Below are 15474 nucleotides of genomic sequence, written 5' to 3'. Positions count from 1 at the left end.
GTCAGGGCCGGAAACGCCCGAAGTCCTCCGGGTCCAGGCGCCGGAGGTAGGCCTGGAGCTCGTCGGCATCCATGGGGCTGGGACGGGGCCCGGGAGAGCCGCCCGCGGGACCCGCAGCCTCGCCCTCTTCTTCCTCCTCCCCCGCACCGAGCACCTCGATGGTGCGATCCTCCAGCAGGGTGTCCTCGGCGAAGATGTGGGCGTCCGTCCGCAACGCGACGGCGATGGAGTCGGACGGTCGCGCGTCGATGGTGACGATGTCGGTCGCACGCCGCACGATGAGCTCGGCGTAGTACGTGTTCTCGTGCACGCGCGCGATGACCACCTTGGAGACGGTGCCCCCCATGCCCTTGAGGGCCGAGACGAGGAGGTCGTGCGTGAGGGGGCGCGGCGGGGTCAGGCCGGCGAGCTGCGTGGCGATCGCGTTCGCTTCGTTCGGGCCGATCCAGATCGGGAGCACGCGGCTGCCGCCGCGCTCCTGGAGGATCACCACCGGCTGGTTGGCGACCCGGTCCATCCCGAGACTGTGCACCCGAACCTCGACCAGCACCCGAAGACTCCCAGTGGCGGGTCCGCCGAACGCGTCGGCCTTCGACTTCGGGCTAGTACTCCGCACCCGGCCGGGGGTTCGGTCCCGGCCGGGTGCGATCCGGTCACAGCTTCAGGGCGGTCCGAAGGGCGTCCACGCGGTCCAGACGCTCCCAGGTGAACGTGCTCACGGTGCGGCCATCGGCGAGCGCCACGGACTGCGACTCCCGTCCGAAGTGCCCGTAGGCCGCCGTCGCCTTGAAGACGGGATTCCGCAGCCCCAGGGCCTCGATGATCCCCGCCGGGCTGAAGTCGAACACCTCACGCAGCGCGTCGACCATCTGGTCGTCCGGCACGACACCGGTACCGAAGGTGTCGACGAAGATGGACACCGGCTCCACGACACCGATCGCGTACGCGAGCTGGATCTCGCACCGCGCAGCAGCGCCGGCCGCAACGAGGTTGTGGGCCGCCCACCGCGCAGCATACGCGCCAGAACGGTCGACCTTCGTCGGATCCTTGCCGCTGAAGGCACCGCCTCCGTGGCGGCCCATGCCGCCGTACGTGTCGACGATGATCTTGCGGCCGGTCAACCCCGCGTCTCCGTGCGGTCCGCCGATCTCGAACTTCCCTGTGGGATTGATGTGGAGGACGCACGACCCGGGATCGTACAGCTCCTCCGGCAGCACGGGACGGATCACGTGCTCCACCAGGGCCGCCTTCAGCTCGGCCTGGGTCACCTCCGGCCCGTGCTGGGCGGAGACCACCACCGTGTGTACCCGCTGGGGCTTGCCGCCCTCGTACTCGATGGTCACCTGCGACTTGCCGTCCGGCCGCAGCCAGGGAAGCTGCCCGTTCTTGCGGACCTCGGCCAGGCGGTGGGTCAGCCGATGGGCGAACATGATCGGCGCGGGCATGCCCTCGGGCGTCTCGTTGGAGGCGTAGCCGAACATCATGCCCTGATCCCCCGCCCCACCCGTGTCGACACCCATGGAGATGTCGGGCGATTGCCGGTCGATGCTGGTCAGCACCGAGCACGTGCGCCCGTCGATGCCGTAGTCGGCATTGTCGTAGCCGATCCCGAGCAGCGTCGCACGGACGATCTCGGGAACGTCGACGTAGGTGGACGTGGTGATCTCGCCCGCGATCATGGCGACACCCGTGGTCACCAGGGTCTCGCACGCGACGCGCGCCTTCGAGTCGTCCGTGAGGATCGCGTCCAGGATCGCGTCGGAGATCTGGTCGGCGATCTTGTCGGGATGACCTTCCGTCACCGACTCGGACGTGTACAGTCGAGAACCCACGCGGGTCGTCTCCTTGTCTAGCTCGTGGAAAGGGCACAGCGGGTGGGACGCACCAACCTATCCAGCCCCCCCGGGAGCGCCAAGCGCAGGGGACGTCCCCCCGCGGTCTACGAGAACATCGAGAGGTCGACCGCCGGTCCGATGCTCCGGACCAGCTCCTCCACGACCCCCCGGCTGTCCGTGGCGGCCAGCGCGCGACGCGCCGACCGCGTGGCCTCGCCCACGTCGATGGCGCGGATCGCGGAGCGCAGCTCCGGGACCGCCGGCCAGGCCACCGACAACGCCGTGAATCCCAGCCCCAGCAACAGGAATGCCCCGACCGGATTGCCCGCGAACTCGCCGCAGACCGTGACGTCACGCCCCCCGCGGCGTCCCACCCGCGCCACGTGGTGTAGCTGCCGCACCACGGCCGGGTGGAACGGGTCGTAGAGCTGTTGGAGGCGGGCGTTGGTACGGTCCACGGCGAGCGTGTACTGGACCAGATCGTTGGTCCCCACCGAGAGGAACTCGGCGTGGCGGGCCAGGGCGGCGGCGTGCAGGGCGGCCGCCGGGGTCTCGATGAGCGCGCCGAGGGGACAGGGTCCGACCGGGACGCCGCGCGCCTCGAGCGCCTGGCGCTCCTCGTCGAAGAGACGTCGGACGGCCACCAGCTCGGCCGTCGTGTTCACCAGGGGTACCATGGCGCGCACGTCACCGAGCGCGGCGGCCCGCAGGATCGCACGGATCTGCGGGCGGAAGATGTCCGGCCGGTCCAGCACCACCCGGACGGAGCGCCACCCCAGGAAGGGGTTCTCCTCGGCCGGCATGCGGAGGAAGAGCGGAAACTTGTCCCCGCCCAGATCGAAGATGCGGAGCATCACCGACCGGCCTTCGAACGCCTCCACGACCTGGCGGTAGGCCTCGAACTGCTCTTCCTCGTCCGGCATGGCGCTGCGGCCCACCACCAGGAACTCCGTGCGGAACAGGCCCACGCCGTCCGCGCCCTGTCGTCGGGCGAGCACGGCCTCGCCCGGAAGATCGAGGTTGGCGCGCAGCGCGATGCGCGCTCCGTCGCGCGAGATCGTCTCCAGCCCGACATGGCTGGAGAGCTCGTGCTGCCAGGCCTGGAGTCGACCGCGGCGGTCGGCGAAGGCCCTCCGCTCGGGATCCGTGGGCGCCAGGACCACGCGCCCGGTGCGGCCGTCGATCAAGACCGGCGTCCCGGCCCGCGCCGCGGCCAGCACGCCGCGCGCTCCCACCACCGCCGGGATGCCCAGGGAGCGCGCCAGGATGGCCCAGTGGGAGGTCCGGGTCCCCTTCTCCGTCACGATGCCGACGACCTGGCGCGCATCCAGCCGCATGGTCAGGGACGGGGTGAGGTCGTCCGCGATGAGGATCGTGGGGCCGTCCAGCGGATCCGCGACGGCGGGCGCCGGCAGATCCAGCAGCAGATGCAGCAGGTGCACCTGGAGGTCCTGGAGGTCGTTCAACCGGTCGAGCACCATGGGATGCTCGGTGCGGTTCCACATGGCCAGCAGCTCGAGCGTCCGCAGGTCGAAGGCCCGGGCCGCGGAAAGCCGATTCTCCCGGACGTAGCGCACGGTGCCTTCGACCAGCAGCTCGTCCTGGAGCATGAGGAGCTGCGGCTCGAAGATGCGGGCCTCCACCGGTCCCAGCCGTTCCTCCGTGCTCTTCCGCAACGCCTCCAGGCGAACCCGCATCTCGTCGAGGGCGCGGTGGAATCGCGCCACCTCGGCCTCGAGCTGGTCCGGCGCGACCGTGTGGTGCGGGACGTCCGGCACCCGCCAGACCAGGGTGCGGGCGCACCCTTCGGCGATGCCTTCGGATGCCGGGGAGCCCTGGAGGGTGACGGTCACTCGTCCTCCCCGAGGTCGAACCCCCGTTCGACCAGGGCCACGAGCGCCTCGAGGGCCTCGGCGGCGTCGGGCCCGGCACCGCGGAAGCGCAGCTCGCTGCCCGCTTCGGCGGCCAGCATGAGGACGCCCATGATGCTCTTCGCGTTCACCTCCAGGTCGTCCTTGGCCACACGCAGGTCGGCCGCGTAGCGGCCGGCCAGGCTCACCAGCGCCGCCGCGGGTCGGGCGTGCAGGCCCAGCGGATTGACGATGCGGGTCCGGGCGGTCACGGGGGTCGTCATGTCAGCCATCCCAACGCAGACAACAGCAGGATCACCAGGGCGGCCAGGCGCGCGCCGGTGCGCGCCCCCCGCTCCCCGACGAGGACACCGAGCGCGAACATGGCCGCAACGGCCAGGGCGGGCAGCCAGAGCGTGACGGCGCCGCCCAGCGCCATGCCCAGGATCGCCCCACCCAGGGCGCCACAGGCTCCGGCGGTCGGGATCACGAGGCGCTCGGACCATCGACCCAGGTCCGCCTCCCGCAACCGGGCGCCCACGTCCCGGCCGGCCTGCCAGCCCACCCGCGCGCCCCAGAGCCGCAGGGCCAGATGACCTGCATTGTAGACGAGGAGGAAGCCTCCGGCGACCGCCCACCAGGGCGCCCCGGCCAGGGCGGCGGCACAGGCGAACAGCAGCGTGCAGGGCAGCCAGCGGGCCCATACGAGTCGGTCGCCCAGCGCGCCCAGGGGACCGCGCAGGGCGGTCTTGAAGCGGTCGATGGTCTCCGGGGAGGCGCCCTCCGCCTCCAGCCGCGCGACGGCGGAGAGGGCGAGCGGGGTGAGGTAGGGGTGCGCGTTGAAGGGGGCGGCATGGCGGGCCACCGCGCGCTCGAGGGCCTCCGGATCGGCGCCCCGGGCGCGTCGCAGGAAGGGCAGCAGAGCCCAGGCGAAGCCGGCGCCGATCTGGGTGCGGGTATTCCAGGAGGCCTGGACCAGGAGCGAGCGCAGCACGAGCCCGCGGGGCGGAGCGCCGGCCCGGCTCATCCGACGGCCACCGTGACGGCAAGCCCCAGCAGGGCGCCGACCAGCAGCGCGCCCATCGACCGGCGCGCCGCGCCCAGGTTGTGGAAGAACGCCCCCACCGAGAAGCTGGCGGCCGCCAGCAGCACGAGGTCGGTGTGCGGGGCGTCGAGCAGCCAGCCACCGGCCAACGTCTCGCCCAGGAAGACGGCGACCCCCAGGCCCACCCCGCCGACCACCGCCCCCCGCAGCGCGTCACGCGCCAGCCCACCCAGGTGGAAGCGACCGAGCGCGGCCGGCGTCAGGCGGCCGTCCGCGGGCTGCGGGACGGTGGCCGCCTGCCGGCGGTGCAGCCCGTCCACGGAGAACCCGCCGAGGTTCGCGACCACGAGCCCCAACAGCACGCCGAACGCCAGCCCGCCGGGGCCGGACGCCTCGGCCAGGACGGCGGCTCCCACCACGGCCCCCAGCCCGCCCTCCGATACCCGGGTGCCGCCGATCTGGAAGAACGGGAGCTGCAGGAGCTCCAGGACGAGGCCGATCATGACGCCGCCCTCGGGATCGCCGACGATCCACCCGGACAGCGTAGCCGCCACCAAGGGACGCGAGATCATGAACTGGCCCAGCGACGCACTGTCCAGCGCCACCAGGACGCACAGGAGCAGTAGCATCACCGGTTCCACGCGGCCGCTCCCTTCTTGAGGATCTGGTCGGCCTTGATGCGCGTCCCGCCGGGCACGTCCTGGGCGTAGACGTCGGCCTCGTGTTCGGCGAGCCAGGCCAGGTCGTCGAGGTCGGTCTCGCTCAGGTGCAGGTACGGCAGCACCGATCTGCGACCCGGGGCGGCGTGTTGGCCGCCCAGGTTGACCGGGCGGCCTCCCCACGCGTCCCGCTCCGCGGCCGCACGCGCGGTGGCCAGGTCGCGCACGAGCACGATGGCGGGAACATCCTCTCCGTCCCATTCCGCGACGAGCGCGGCGGCAGCCTGCACCGAGGCAAAGCGCAGCTCCGCACCCGCGGGCAGCGCCAGCTCGTAGAGCTCCTGTTCCCAGCGGCTGTGCACGAGCTCGTCGTCGACGACGGCGTAGTGCGCCGCGCCGAGCAGGCCTCCCCAGCCCACGACCACCTGCCCGTGGACCAGGCGCTCGTCAACCCGGATCAGCGCGATCGACATCGGGGGATGGTTGCAGGACGGCCAGCACGCCTTCGCGGCCGCGATCCACCAGGCGCGCAACCAACACGTCCAGCGGCAAGGTGCGGTTGAACACGAAGTCGAGCAGCATGGGCAGATTGGCACCGCAGACGACGGCCCAGCGCGTGTCGGGCTCGACCGCGCGGCGCGCGACCACGGAGCAGCTCGAGCTGCGCAGGTCGGTGAAGATGAGGGTGGGCCCGGCACCGGCGGCCTCGCGCAGGCGCTCGGCGAGGACCGTGGGCGCCACCTGCTCGTTGCTCAAGGGCACGAGGGCGTCCCGGACACCCGTGATCTGGGACACCGCATCGACGAGCGCGGCCGCGACGGCTCCGTGGGCGAACACGACGCCCTGCACGGCCGGGCCGGGCTCACTCATAGTCCTCCTCGAGGTACTCGCGCACGGGAGCCATGGCCGCGCGGAGGCGCCGGTCGAACGCCTGGGCCGAATCCACCCCCGAGTAGCGCAGCAGGTGGTCCATGGCCACGACCTCGGAGATCACGGTGACGTTCTTTCCCGGATTCAGAGGGATCGTGATCTCGGGAAGCGTGACGCCGAGGATGGTGCGGGAGCTCCGCTGCAGACCCGTGCGATCGTAGGTGGTCTCGGCGTTCCACAACGCCAGGTTCACGACGACCTCGATGCGCTTCTGCTGGCGGATGGCGCGGATCCCGAAGAGCGCCTGCACGTCGATGATGCCGACGCCGCGGATCTCCATGTGGTGGCCCTGGCGATCGTGCGCACGACCGATGAGCACCGTGCGTCCCCGACGAGCGGCGATGACCATGTCGTCGGCGACCAGGCGATGCCCACGCTCCACGAGATCGAGCACGCATTCGGACTTGCCGACGCCGGAGTCCCCGGTGAACAGCAAGCCCACGCCGTAGACGTCGGCGAGCGATCCGTGCAGGGCCTCGGACGGGGCCAGGCCACCCTCCACCCAGGGCGCCACGATCCGGAACACCTCCCGCGTCGGGAGCGGAGAGCGGAACAGGGGCACCCCCTGGGCCGTGGCCGCCTCCACGAACCAGTCCGCCACCTCCAGGCCTTTGCTGACGAAGGCCGCCGGCATGCCGTGCCCGAAGAGATCCCGGATGCGGGCTTCGGCGACGTCTGCCGAAAGCGTGGCCAGGTACTTCATCTCGGTCTCGCCGAACACCTGCACGCGATCGGCCGGGAAGCGCTCGAAGAACCCCGCCAACGCGAGGCCGGGACCCGAGACGTCCGGATCGCGGATGGGTCGGTCGAGTGCGACCCCCGGGTTGAGGGGCGTCAGATCGAGGACCTCCGAGCGCGCCCGGACGAGCTCCTCGACGGTCAGCGAAGGGGTCACACGCTCCCGTCCCCGGACCCGACGCGCCGCTCCTTGAGCGCCGCCCTCCGGCGTCGGAGGCGACGATTGAGGCGCTCGCACAGGCGATCGACCGCCTCCAGGAACTGGTCGCCCTCCCCCGTGGCCACCAGGGGCTCGGAACCGTCCAGCGAGAGGATGCCCTCGACCTTGCGCACGTGGCGCTCCTCCGAGAACACCACCTCGGCGGCGCTCAGGCGGGCGTCGTAGCGGACCATCTTCTGGATCCGCTGCTCGGCCCGCCGTTTGGCGGCCTCCGGGACCTCACATCTCCGGCTGCTGATCCGAACCTGCATCATTCCCCCATTCTATGGATGGTCCACCGCGGCGGCCATCTGCAGGGCGCGTTCCATCTCCTGCGCCGTCCGATCCCACGTGAAGCGGGCCGCGAACTCCAGGGCCGCCTGCCCACGGCGGGCCCGTTCAGGGCCGTCCTGGAGCGCCTTGGTGAGCGCCGCACCCAGCGCGGGCAGGTCGCCGTGCGGGACCCTCCACCCGGTGCGGCCGTCCAGGACCGACTCCCGGAGACCCGGCGAGTCGCTGACCACGCTCGGGGTGGCACAGGCCGCCGCTTCCAGGTTGGTCAGCCCCCACCCTTCCTTGGGGGACGTGAAGACGTGCACCCAGGCCCTCTGCAGCAGCTCGACCTTCCGCGGCTCGGAGACAAACCCGAGAAACTCGACGGCGTTCCCGAGCCCGAGCCCCTCTGCGTACGCCCGCAGCGCGGGCTCGTGGTCACCCGTACCGGCGACCAGCAGCCGCGCGTCCGGGATCGTCGCGCGGACCTGGACCAGGGCATCCAGGGTCAGCTCGATCCGTTTGTAGCGCTTGACCCGGCCCAGGCACAGGAGCGTGGGATCGGGGAAGCGATCCTGCGCAGGCCCCGGTCGATACAGGTCGTGGTCGAGCCCGTTGGGGATGACCGCGATCCGGGTGGCGCTCACGCCGCGCGCCACCAGGTCCGCACGCGTGCTCTCCGACACCGCCACCACGGGGACGTTCGCATACACGCGCGGGACGGGACGCTCCAGGAGCCAGGTGGTCGCAGCCAGAGGGAAGCCCGCTTCGGCGAACGCGGTCTCGCCGAACAGATGGTGCACGAGCAGCAGCACCGGCACCTCCGACCACAGCGGCGCGAAGAGCGGGATCTTGTTGAGGTCCTCGACGACGACGTCCGGACGTCGCTCGCGGATCAGCGCGCGGGCGCGCCCGCGCGCGCACAGCGCGTGGGTGTACCGGCCTCCGCAGCGGTGCACGTCGATGCCGTCCAGTCGCACATCCGACGGGGCCCCGTCCCAGCCCGAGCACACCAGGTCCACCTGGTGGCCCCGCTCGACGAGACGGCCGAAGGTCTCGTGCAGGTGCAGCTCGGCTCCGCCCGCCTGGGGATTGTCGCGATCGAGCCAGTTGAGGACGAGGATCCTCAAGGCGCGCGTAGGCTGCCCTCGGGCGCGAGCCTGCGGAGCGCTTCGAGCACGCCGTTCACGAACGGGGGGGAGTCGGGGCCGCCGTATCGCTCGGCCAGAAGCACCGCCTCGTGGATGGCGGCGTTCCCGGGCACGTCTTCCATGGCCAGCAGCTCCGTGGCCCCGACGCGCAGGATGGCCCGGTCGAGGGCGGCGAGCCGTTCCAGCCGCCAGTTCTTGAGCGCGCCCCGCAGGCGCTCGTCGATGGAGTCCGCCGAGGTGCCGTACGCTTCCACCAGGGCGCGCAGGTACGGCACGCGGGGAGGCGCGATGTGCCGCCGGCGCATCATGTCGGCCAGCGCCTCACGCGGCGTCCCCGCGCCCGTCATCTCCCACTGGTACAGCACCTGGACCGCCCAGGCGCGCGCGCGGCTGCGGTCCAGATGACTGCGGGCGCGACCGGCGCGGTTCACGCGTCACGCTCCAGGGCAGCATAGACGCCGATCATCTCGAGCGCCGAGACGGCTGCGTCCCACCCCTTGTTGCCCGCTTTGCTTCCCGCCCGCTCCAGCGCCTGCTCCAGCGTGTCCGTGGTCAACACGCCGAACGTGATGGGCACGGGCGCGGTCCGCGCCATCTCACCGATCCCCCGGGCCGCTTCCCCCGCCACGTAGTCGAAGTGCGGCGTGGCACCGCGGATCACGCACCCCAGGGTCACGACCGCATCATACCCGCCGCGCTCCAGCACCCGCGCCACCGCTCCAGGGAGCTCCCAGGCACCGGGCACCCGCACCACGTCCACCGCATCGTCGGCGGTGCCGTGTCGCCGCAGCGCGTCCAGCGCACCGGACAGCAGCGCATCGGTGATGAGGCTGTTGAAGCGGGACACCACCACGGCCACGCGGCGGCCGGTGCCGTCCAGTCGTCCTTCGAACTCCACGGGAACGCTTCCGGGTCAGAGGAGGTGGCCGAGCTTGGCGCGCTTGGCCTCGAGATAGCGCCGGTTGTGATCATCCGGCGAGATGTGCAGCGGCTCCCTGCCGGCGACCGTGAGGCCGTAGCCCTCCAGCCCCACGATCTTCTTGGGATTGTTGGTCAGGATCCGGATGGAGCTGAGCCCGAGATCCAGCAGGATCTGGGCCCCGATCCCGTAGTCGCGCAGGTCGGGCGCGAAGCCGAGCTCCTCGTTGGCCTCCACGGTGTCGCGGCCGCGGTCCTGCAGGTGATAGGCCCGGAGCTTGTTCCCGAGGCCGATCCCCCGCCCCTCCTGCCGCAGGTAGACGATGGCCCCCTGCCCTTCCGCGGCGATGCGCGCCATCGCCGCGTCCAGCTGTGCACCGCAGTCGCAGCGCAGCGAACCGAACACGTCTCCGGTCAGGCACTCGGAGTGCATCCGCACCAGGACGTCCGGCCTGCCCTCCACGTCCCCGCGCACGAGCGCCACGTGCTCGCGCTCGTCGATGACGTTGGCGTATCCGATGATCCGGAAGGAGCCGTGCGGGGTGGGCAGCTCCGCCTCGGCGATCCGGCGCACGAGGCGCTCCTTGCCGAGACGGTACGAGACCAGCTGCGCGACCGTGATGAACGGGAGGTCGTATTCCTGCGCGATGGTCTCGAGTTGGGGCCGCCGGGCCATGGTGCCGTCGGCGTTGAGGATCTCGCAGATCACCCCCACCGGTCGCAGCCCGGCCAGCCGGGCCAGGTCCACGGCGGCCTCCGTCTGCCCCACCCGACGCAGCACCCCACCCGGCTGGGCCCGCAGGGGAAAGACGTGGCCCGGCCGGCGCAGGTCGTCCGGACGGGTCGACGGCTCCGCGAGCAGGCGGATGGTGGTCGCCCGATCGTGCGCGCTGATGCCGGTGGTGACGCCGAAGCGCTGATGGGCGTCGACCGAGACGGTGAACGCCGTGCGCTGGGGATCGGAGTTGTTGTCGGTCATCAACGGGAGGGAAAGCTCGTCCGCCCGTTCCCGTGTGAGGGCCACGCAGATCAGGCCCCGCCCGTGTTGGGTCATGAAGTTGACCGTCTCGGGCGTGATCGACTCGGCCGCGGCGACCAGGTCGCCTTCGTTCTCGCGACTCTCATCGTCGGCGACGATGATCATGCGGCCTTCCGCGAAGGCGGCGACGGCCTCCTCCACGGAGCTGAAGCGGGTCACGTGCGTTCCTCCTCCGGATCGCCCGCGGGCCGGGCCGGGTCGGGTTCCGCCGCGGCCCCGGTGTGCGGGGCGAGCATCCTACCCACGTACTTCGCGATCAGGTCCCCCTCCACGTTGACGCGCGCCCCGGGCTCGAGGCGGCCCAGATTGGTGTGCTGCGCCGTGAAGGGGATGATGGCGATCTCGACCTCGTCGGGAGGCAGGAGCCGCTGCACCGTCAGGCTCACGCCGTTGATGGCGATCGAGCCCTGCGAGACCGTCTGGCGCCAGATCGCCGCGGGGATCCGGAAGCGCAGGACGCGCGAAGCCTCCCCCCCGCCCACCTCCTGCAGGGTGCCCACGCCGTCCACGTGGCCCTGCACCAGGTGACCGTCCATGCGATCGCCCAGGCGGGCCGCCCGCTCGAGGTTCACGCCGCTGCCTTCCCGGTACCCGCCCAGGATCGTCCGCGCGAGCGTAGCCTCGACGGCCGTCACGGTGAATCCGTCTTCGGAGAGCGTCTCCACGGTCAGGCAGGCGCCGTCGACGGCCACGGAGTCCCCGAGCGCGAGCGAGGCGACGAGGCCGGGCGCCCGCAGTGACATCCGCCGGCCCTCCCGGCCTCGCGGCTCCAGCCGCGTCACCTCGCCGACGGCCTCCACGATCCCGGTGAACATCAGCGCTCCGGTTCCAGGGTGAGCAGCAGGTCGCGCCCGAGCGTGCGGGGCTCCTCCACGGGGCGCCACCCGGAAGGGGTGAGGGCCTCCCCGAAGGCAGGCGTGCCGAGCGGGCCCAGGAAGCGGGGCGCGAGGAAGAGATGGAGGCGGTCCACGCGCCCCTCGGCCAGCAGCGACGTGCCCAGGCGCCCCCCACCCTCGAAGAAGACGGAGGTCAGCCCGAGCCGTGCACAGGTATCCAGCACGGCGCCCAGCTGCAGCGCCCCGGACGCACCGCGTGGGACGCGGTGCACCGACACACCCCGTTCCGTGAGCCGCGCCTCCGCCTCGGGCGCCGCGTCCGCCGCGGCGAAGACGTGCAATGGGAGCGTGGCGACGTCCGCGAGCAGCCGTGCCGTCGCGGGCACGCGCAGCGCCGAGTCCAGGACGACGCGAGCCGGCGGAACGCGCGGGTGGACCGGGCCCTCGCGCACGGTGAGGAGCGGGTCGTCGGCGAGGACCGTCCCGATCCCGACGGCCACGGCGTCGTAGCCGGCGCGCAGCCGGTGGGCCTCCGCCCGGGCTTCGGGACCGGTGACCCGTGACGGAGCACCCGACCGCTCGGAGAGACGGCCGTCCAGACCCATGGCGAGCTTGAGCGCGACGAAAGGCCCCCCGGCCTCTCGCGCGTGGAAGAACAGGGGGTTCTCCTGCCGTCCCCGGTCGGGGCCGAACACCGGTCCCACGACGTCCACCCCGGCCTCCGCGAGCCGGTGGGCGCCACCCGCGGCCACGCGGTCGGGGTCGGCCACGCCGTAGACGACGCGGGCCACGCCGGCGTCGATCAGGGCGTCCGTGCACGGGGGCGTCTTCCCATGGTGGGCGCAGGGCTCCAGGCTCACGTACGCCGTGCTGCCCCGTGCCGACGCACCGGCCCGCCCCAACGCGACGCGCTCGGCATGCGGCCCCCCGTACTGCTCATGCCAGCCCTCGCCGACGACCGCCCCGTCGCGGACCAGCACACACCCCACCATCGGATTCGGGTGCACGCGGCCCCATCCCCGCCGCGCCAGGCCGAACGCCCGCTCGAGGTGGAGCCGGTCGACGGGATGGACCGCGTTCACAGGTCAGAACACGAGGCGGACGGTCAGGCCTCCGAAGAGCCGGTCGCTGCCCGGATCGAGGGGAGCGCCCGCCAGTCCGGGATCCGACGCTCCGCCCATCCACCCTGCCTCGCCGGCCACCTGGACGACCAGGAAGTTGAGGCTCGCCCCCACGAAGAGGACATCGCGCGCCGGCTCGACGGTCCCCGACACGGGGGCGCCACCGGGTGCGTCCACGTCCAGATCGAGTCGCGTCCAGTCGCGTCCGGCGCCCGCGACCAGCCCGAGGCCGAACAGGTCCTTGCCGACGCTCACCCGGGCCGAGCGTGTGGAGGCCTCGACCGTTGCGATCGGTGCGGCGCCCGTGCCCAGGTCGAGCCGTCCCGCACGCTGCCAGGCCAGGTCGACGGACACGCCCGGGGCGGTGAAGGATTCACGCAGGAGCCCGATCCGGAGCCCGCCCCCGTACCCCCATGCCCCTTCGGCCACGGCGTCGGAGCCCAGGGCCAGGCGATCCAGGTGGGCGAACCCGTCGACGCTCAACACGCCTCCCACGCTGGGCACGGGGCGGAAGCCGTCGAACAGGCCCGCGGACAAGCCGGTGCGCAGACCCCAGCCCCACTGCTCGTGCGGCTGCTCCGGACCCGGGCCCAAGGTCTCCACCCGGGCCCCGAGCAGACGCGCCGAGAGGGCCACCCGCGGCCCCCCCTCCGCGAGTCGGCGGCCGAGGGTGTTGGGAGGCACCGGCGCGAGCGACCCACCGCTGCTCAGGAGCGCGCTCCCCAGACCGAGGCCCAGGGCCCCGGCCGCGGCCGCCCGACAGGCCTCGACCGCCGCGGGAGCCCCCGCCGCGCAGGCCTGGGCCAGCGCCCCGGCCGACGACTGCGCCCCGAGCGGAGCGGTCGCCCCGGCCCCCAGGAGGCAGGCGAGCGCCGCCTCCGCCCACCGGCGCGGAGCGCGCGTGCTCACGACCGCAGGTCCACGCCGTGGCCGGCCACGACGGATCCGCAGAGCCAGGCCTGCTCGCCCGCCGCGCGGACGCGCTCGACGAGGCCGTCGACGTCCTCCGGCCGAACGACCACGATCATGCCCACGCCCATGTTGAAGACCCGGTACATCTCCGCGGTCTCCACGCCCCCCGCCTCCTGCAGCCAGCCGAACACCGCGGGGACGTCCCAGCTGCGCGTATCCACGCGGGCGCCGAGCCCTGCCGGCAGGACCCGGGGCAGGTTGCCCGGGATGCCTCCCCCCGTGATGTGGGCCAGCCCCCGCACGATGCCGGCCTCGATCTCGGGCAGCAGCGCGGAGCGGTAGCTGCGGTGCACCGAGAGCAGCACGTCGACCACCGCAGCGCCCGTACCGGGAAGCTCGTCGCCGAGCGCGAGCCCGGCCCGTTCGAACACGATGTGCCGGGCCAGCGTGTAGCCGTTGGTGTGCAGCCCGGACGATCCCAGCGCGACGAGCGCGTCCCCTTCACGGATCGCGGAGCCATCGACGAGGTGGTCCCGCTCGACCAGCCCTACGATGAAACCGGCCAGGTCGTATTCGCCCGCGGCGTAGAAGTCGGGCATCTGCGCCGTCTCCCCGCCGAGCAGGGCACAGCCGTTGTCGATGCAGGCTTCCGCCACGCCCCGCACCACGTCCTGGACCACGGCACCGTCCAGCACCCCGGTGGCCAGGTAGTCCAGGAAGAAGAGCGGACGGGCCCCCTGGACCAGGATGTCGTTGACGCAGTGGTTCACCAGATCGCGACCGATGGTGTCGTGTCGGCCACTCTGGAACGCCACCTTGAGCTTGGTACCGACGCCGTCGGCGCTCGAGACGAGGACCGGCCGCCGGGCGCCGTCCGGGACGGCATAGAGACCGCCGAAGCTGCCCAGCTCGGACAGCGTGTTGGTGTCGCGCGTGCGCGCGATCAGCTCGCGCAGCCCCTCCTTGGCGCGCTCGGCCGCGTCGAGATCGACGCCGGTGGCCCGGTAGTCGACACCGCCGGTCTCAGAGCGCATCGGCGATCTCGAACTCGACGGCCGTCAGGCGACGGAACAGGCGGGCTCGCTCGGCCACTTCGTCCCGACTCAGCGTGCGGAAGCGCCGCACGGAGAAGTCGGCCACGGCGAACGATCCGGTCACCGAGCCGTAGACCATCGCGCGGCGCCAGGCGCCATCGTCCCAGTGCGGCGTGGAGTCCAGGTAGCCCAGGAAGCCACCGGCGAACGAGTCCCCCGCCCCCGTGGGGTCGCGCACGTCCTCGAGCGGGTAGCCGGGCACGAAGAAGATCTCGTTCTCGTGGAACAGCATGGCGCCGTGCTCCCCCTTCTTCACCACCACGGCGCGCGGACCGCGCTCCTGGATCCAGCGCACGGCCTTCACCAGGTTGGGTTCGTCCGCGAGCTGCCGGGTCTCCTCGTCGTTGACCATCAACAGGTCCACCCGCCCCAACAGGGCTTCGAGCTCGGCGCGGGCTCCGTTGATCCAGAAGTTCATGGTGTCGCAGGCCACCAGGTCCGGCCGCTCCACCTGATCGAGCACGCTCGCCTGCAACGACGGGTGGATGTTGCCGAGGAAGACGGTCCGCGCGTTCCGGAAGGCGTCGGGGATACGGGGCTGGAAGTCGGCGAACACGCCGAGGCGCGTGTCCAGCGTCTCGCGCGAGTTCAGGTCGTAGCTGTACTTCCCGGCCCAGCGGAACGACTCGCCTTCCGCCGTCTCCACCCCGGACAGATCCACCCCGCGGTCGGTCAGGAAGGACAGGTCGGCACGCGGGTAGTCGGGCCCGACCACGCCCACCACGTGGACATCGGTGAACAGCGAAGCCGCCGCGGAGAAGAACACCGCGGAGCCGCCGATCACCTCGTCGGCCTTGCCGAACGGCGTGATCACCGAATCCAACGCGACACTACCAACGACCAGGACCGACACGAAACGACCTCGCTTCTTTCG

19 protein-coding genes are annotated in these 15474 nt (G+C 72.2%); all 19 read right to left on the bottom strand.

Going from position 1 to position 15474, the window contains the following annotated elements; translation table 11 throughout:
- Position 1 precedes the first annotated feature (1 nt).
- Positions 2-532, bottom strand: coding sequence for a bifunctional nuclease family protein (locus tag R3E98_04865; GenBank protein MEZ4422716.1), 531 nt, complete (start codon positions 530-532; stop codon positions 2-4).
- Positions 533-653: 121 nt separating this feature from the next.
- The gene (gene metK, locus R3E98_04860) at positions 654-1832 is read right to left on the bottom strand and encodes a methionine adenosyltransferase (GenBank protein ID MEZ4422715.1); all 1179 of its coding nucleotides are present in this window, start codon (positions 1830-1832) and stop codon (positions 654-656) included.
- A gap of 107 nt (positions 1833-1939) precedes the next feature.
- A complete protein-coding gene (gene ptsP / locus R3E98_04855) occupies positions 1940-3688 on the bottom strand; it encodes a phosphoenolpyruvate--protein phosphotransferase (GenBank protein MEZ4422714.1) in 1749 nt (582 codons plus the stop codon).
- Positions 3685-3969, bottom strand: a complete 285-nt coding sequence (locus R3E98_04850) for an HPr family phosphocarrier protein (protein ID MEZ4422713.1) — start codon at positions 3967-3969, stop codon at positions 3685-3687. Before R3E98_04850 ends, ptsP begins: the two co-directional genes overlap by 4 nt.
- Complete coding sequence (locus tag R3E98_04845; protein ID MEZ4422712.1) at positions 3966-4712, bottom strand: PTS system mannose/fructose/sorbose family transporter subunit IID; 747 nt, start codon at positions 4710-4712, stop codon at positions 3966-3968. Before R3E98_04845 ends, R3E98_04850 begins: the two co-directional genes overlap by 4 nt.
- The gene (locus R3E98_04840; GenBank protein MEZ4422711.1) at positions 4709-5359 is read right to left on the bottom strand and encodes a PTS sugar transporter subunit IIC; all 651 of its coding nucleotides are present in this window, start codon (positions 5357-5359) and stop codon (positions 4709-4711) included. Before R3E98_04840 ends, R3E98_04845 begins: the two co-directional genes overlap by 4 nt.
- The gene (locus tag R3E98_04835) at positions 5359-5862 is read right to left on the bottom strand and encodes a PTS sugar transporter subunit IIB (GenBank protein ID MEZ4422710.1); all 504 of its coding nucleotides are present in this window, start codon (positions 5860-5862) and stop codon (positions 5359-5361) included. The genes R3E98_04840 and R3E98_04835 overlap by 1 nt, the downstream gene beginning before the upstream one ends.
- Entirely contained in the window at positions 5837-6259 is a 423-nt protein-coding gene (locus R3E98_04830; GenBank protein ID MEZ4422709.1) for a hypothetical protein, read from the bottom strand. The genes R3E98_04835 and R3E98_04830 overlap by 26 nt, the downstream gene beginning before the upstream one ends.
- The gene (gene hprK / locus R3E98_04825) at positions 6252-7214 is read right to left on the bottom strand and encodes an HPr(Ser) kinase/phosphatase (GenBank protein ID MEZ4422708.1); all 963 of its coding nucleotides are present in this window, start codon (positions 7212-7214) and stop codon (positions 6252-6254) included. Before hprK ends, R3E98_04830 begins: the two co-directional genes overlap by 8 nt.
- Positions 7211-7528: a ribosome-associated translation inhibitor RaiA gene (gene raiA / locus R3E98_04820; GenBank protein ID MEZ4422707.1), complete on the bottom strand. Its 318-nt coding sequence runs from the start codon at positions 7526-7528 to the stop codon at positions 7211-7213. Before raiA ends, hprK begins: the two co-directional genes overlap by 4 nt.
- Before the next feature lie 12 nt (positions 7529-7540).
- Positions 7541-8659 carry a glycosyltransferase family 4 protein gene (locus tag R3E98_04815; GenBank protein MEZ4422706.1) on the bottom strand — a complete coding sequence of 373 codons (1119 nt, stop codon included), beginning with the start codon at positions 8657-8659 and terminating at the stop codon, positions 7541-7543.
- On the bottom strand, positions 8656-9111 hold the full coding sequence (gene nusB / locus R3E98_04810) for a transcription antitermination factor NusB (GenBank protein ID MEZ4422705.1): 456 nt from the start codon (positions 9109-9111) through the stop codon (positions 8656-8658). Before nusB ends, R3E98_04815 begins: the two co-directional genes overlap by 4 nt.
- Complete coding sequence (gene ribE, locus R3E98_04805; protein ID MEZ4422704.1) at positions 9108-9578, bottom strand: 6,7-dimethyl-8-ribityllumazine synthase; 471 nt, start codon at positions 9576-9578, stop codon at positions 9108-9110. Before ribE ends, nusB begins: the two co-directional genes overlap by 4 nt.
- Before the next feature lie 15 nt (positions 9579-9593).
- A complete protein-coding gene (locus tag R3E98_04800) occupies positions 9594-10796 on the bottom strand; it encodes a bifunctional 3,4-dihydroxy-2-butanone-4-phosphate synthase/GTP cyclohydrolase II (protein MEZ4422703.1) in 1203 nt (400 codons plus the stop codon).
- Positions 10793-11452, bottom strand: coding sequence for a riboflavin synthase (locus tag R3E98_04795; GenBank protein ID MEZ4422702.1), 660 nt, complete (start codon positions 11450-11452; stop codon positions 10793-10795). Before R3E98_04795 ends, R3E98_04800 begins: the two co-directional genes overlap by 4 nt.
- A complete protein-coding gene (ribD, locus tag R3E98_04790; GenBank protein MEZ4422701.1) occupies positions 11452-12555 on the bottom strand; it encodes a bifunctional diaminohydroxyphosphoribosylaminopyrimidine deaminase/5-amino-6-(5-phosphoribosylamino)uracil reductase RibD in 1104 nt (367 codons plus the stop codon). Before ribD ends, R3E98_04795 begins: the two co-directional genes overlap by 1 nt.
- Positions 12556-12558: 3 nt before the next feature.
- On the bottom strand, positions 12559-13503 hold the full coding sequence (locus R3E98_04785) for a hypothetical protein (protein MEZ4422700.1): 945 nt from the start codon (positions 13501-13503) through the stop codon (positions 12559-12561).
- A complete protein-coding gene (purM, locus tag R3E98_04780) occupies positions 13500-14540 on the bottom strand; it encodes a phosphoribosylformylglycinamidine cyclo-ligase (GenBank protein MEZ4422699.1) in 1041 nt (346 codons plus the stop codon). Before purM ends, R3E98_04785 begins: the two co-directional genes overlap by 4 nt.
- Positions 14530-15453 (bottom strand): PfkB family carbohydrate kinase, encoded by a 924-nt coding sequence (locus tag R3E98_04775; GenBank protein MEZ4422698.1) that lies wholly within the window; start codon positions 15451-15453, stop codon positions 14530-14532. The genes purM and R3E98_04775 overlap by 11 nt, the downstream gene beginning before the upstream one ends.
- Between the last annotated feature and the right edge of the window lie 21 nt (positions 15454-15474).

Source organism: Gemmatimonadota bacterium, from assembly GCA_041390125.1.
Taxonomy (GTDB): Bacteria; Gemmatimonadota; Gemmatimonadetes; order Longimicrobiales; family Gaopeijiaceae; genus JAGQIF01.
The sequence above is the reverse complement of the archived record's forward strand: the minus strand, read 5'-3'. Positions and strand labels throughout refer to the sequence as shown.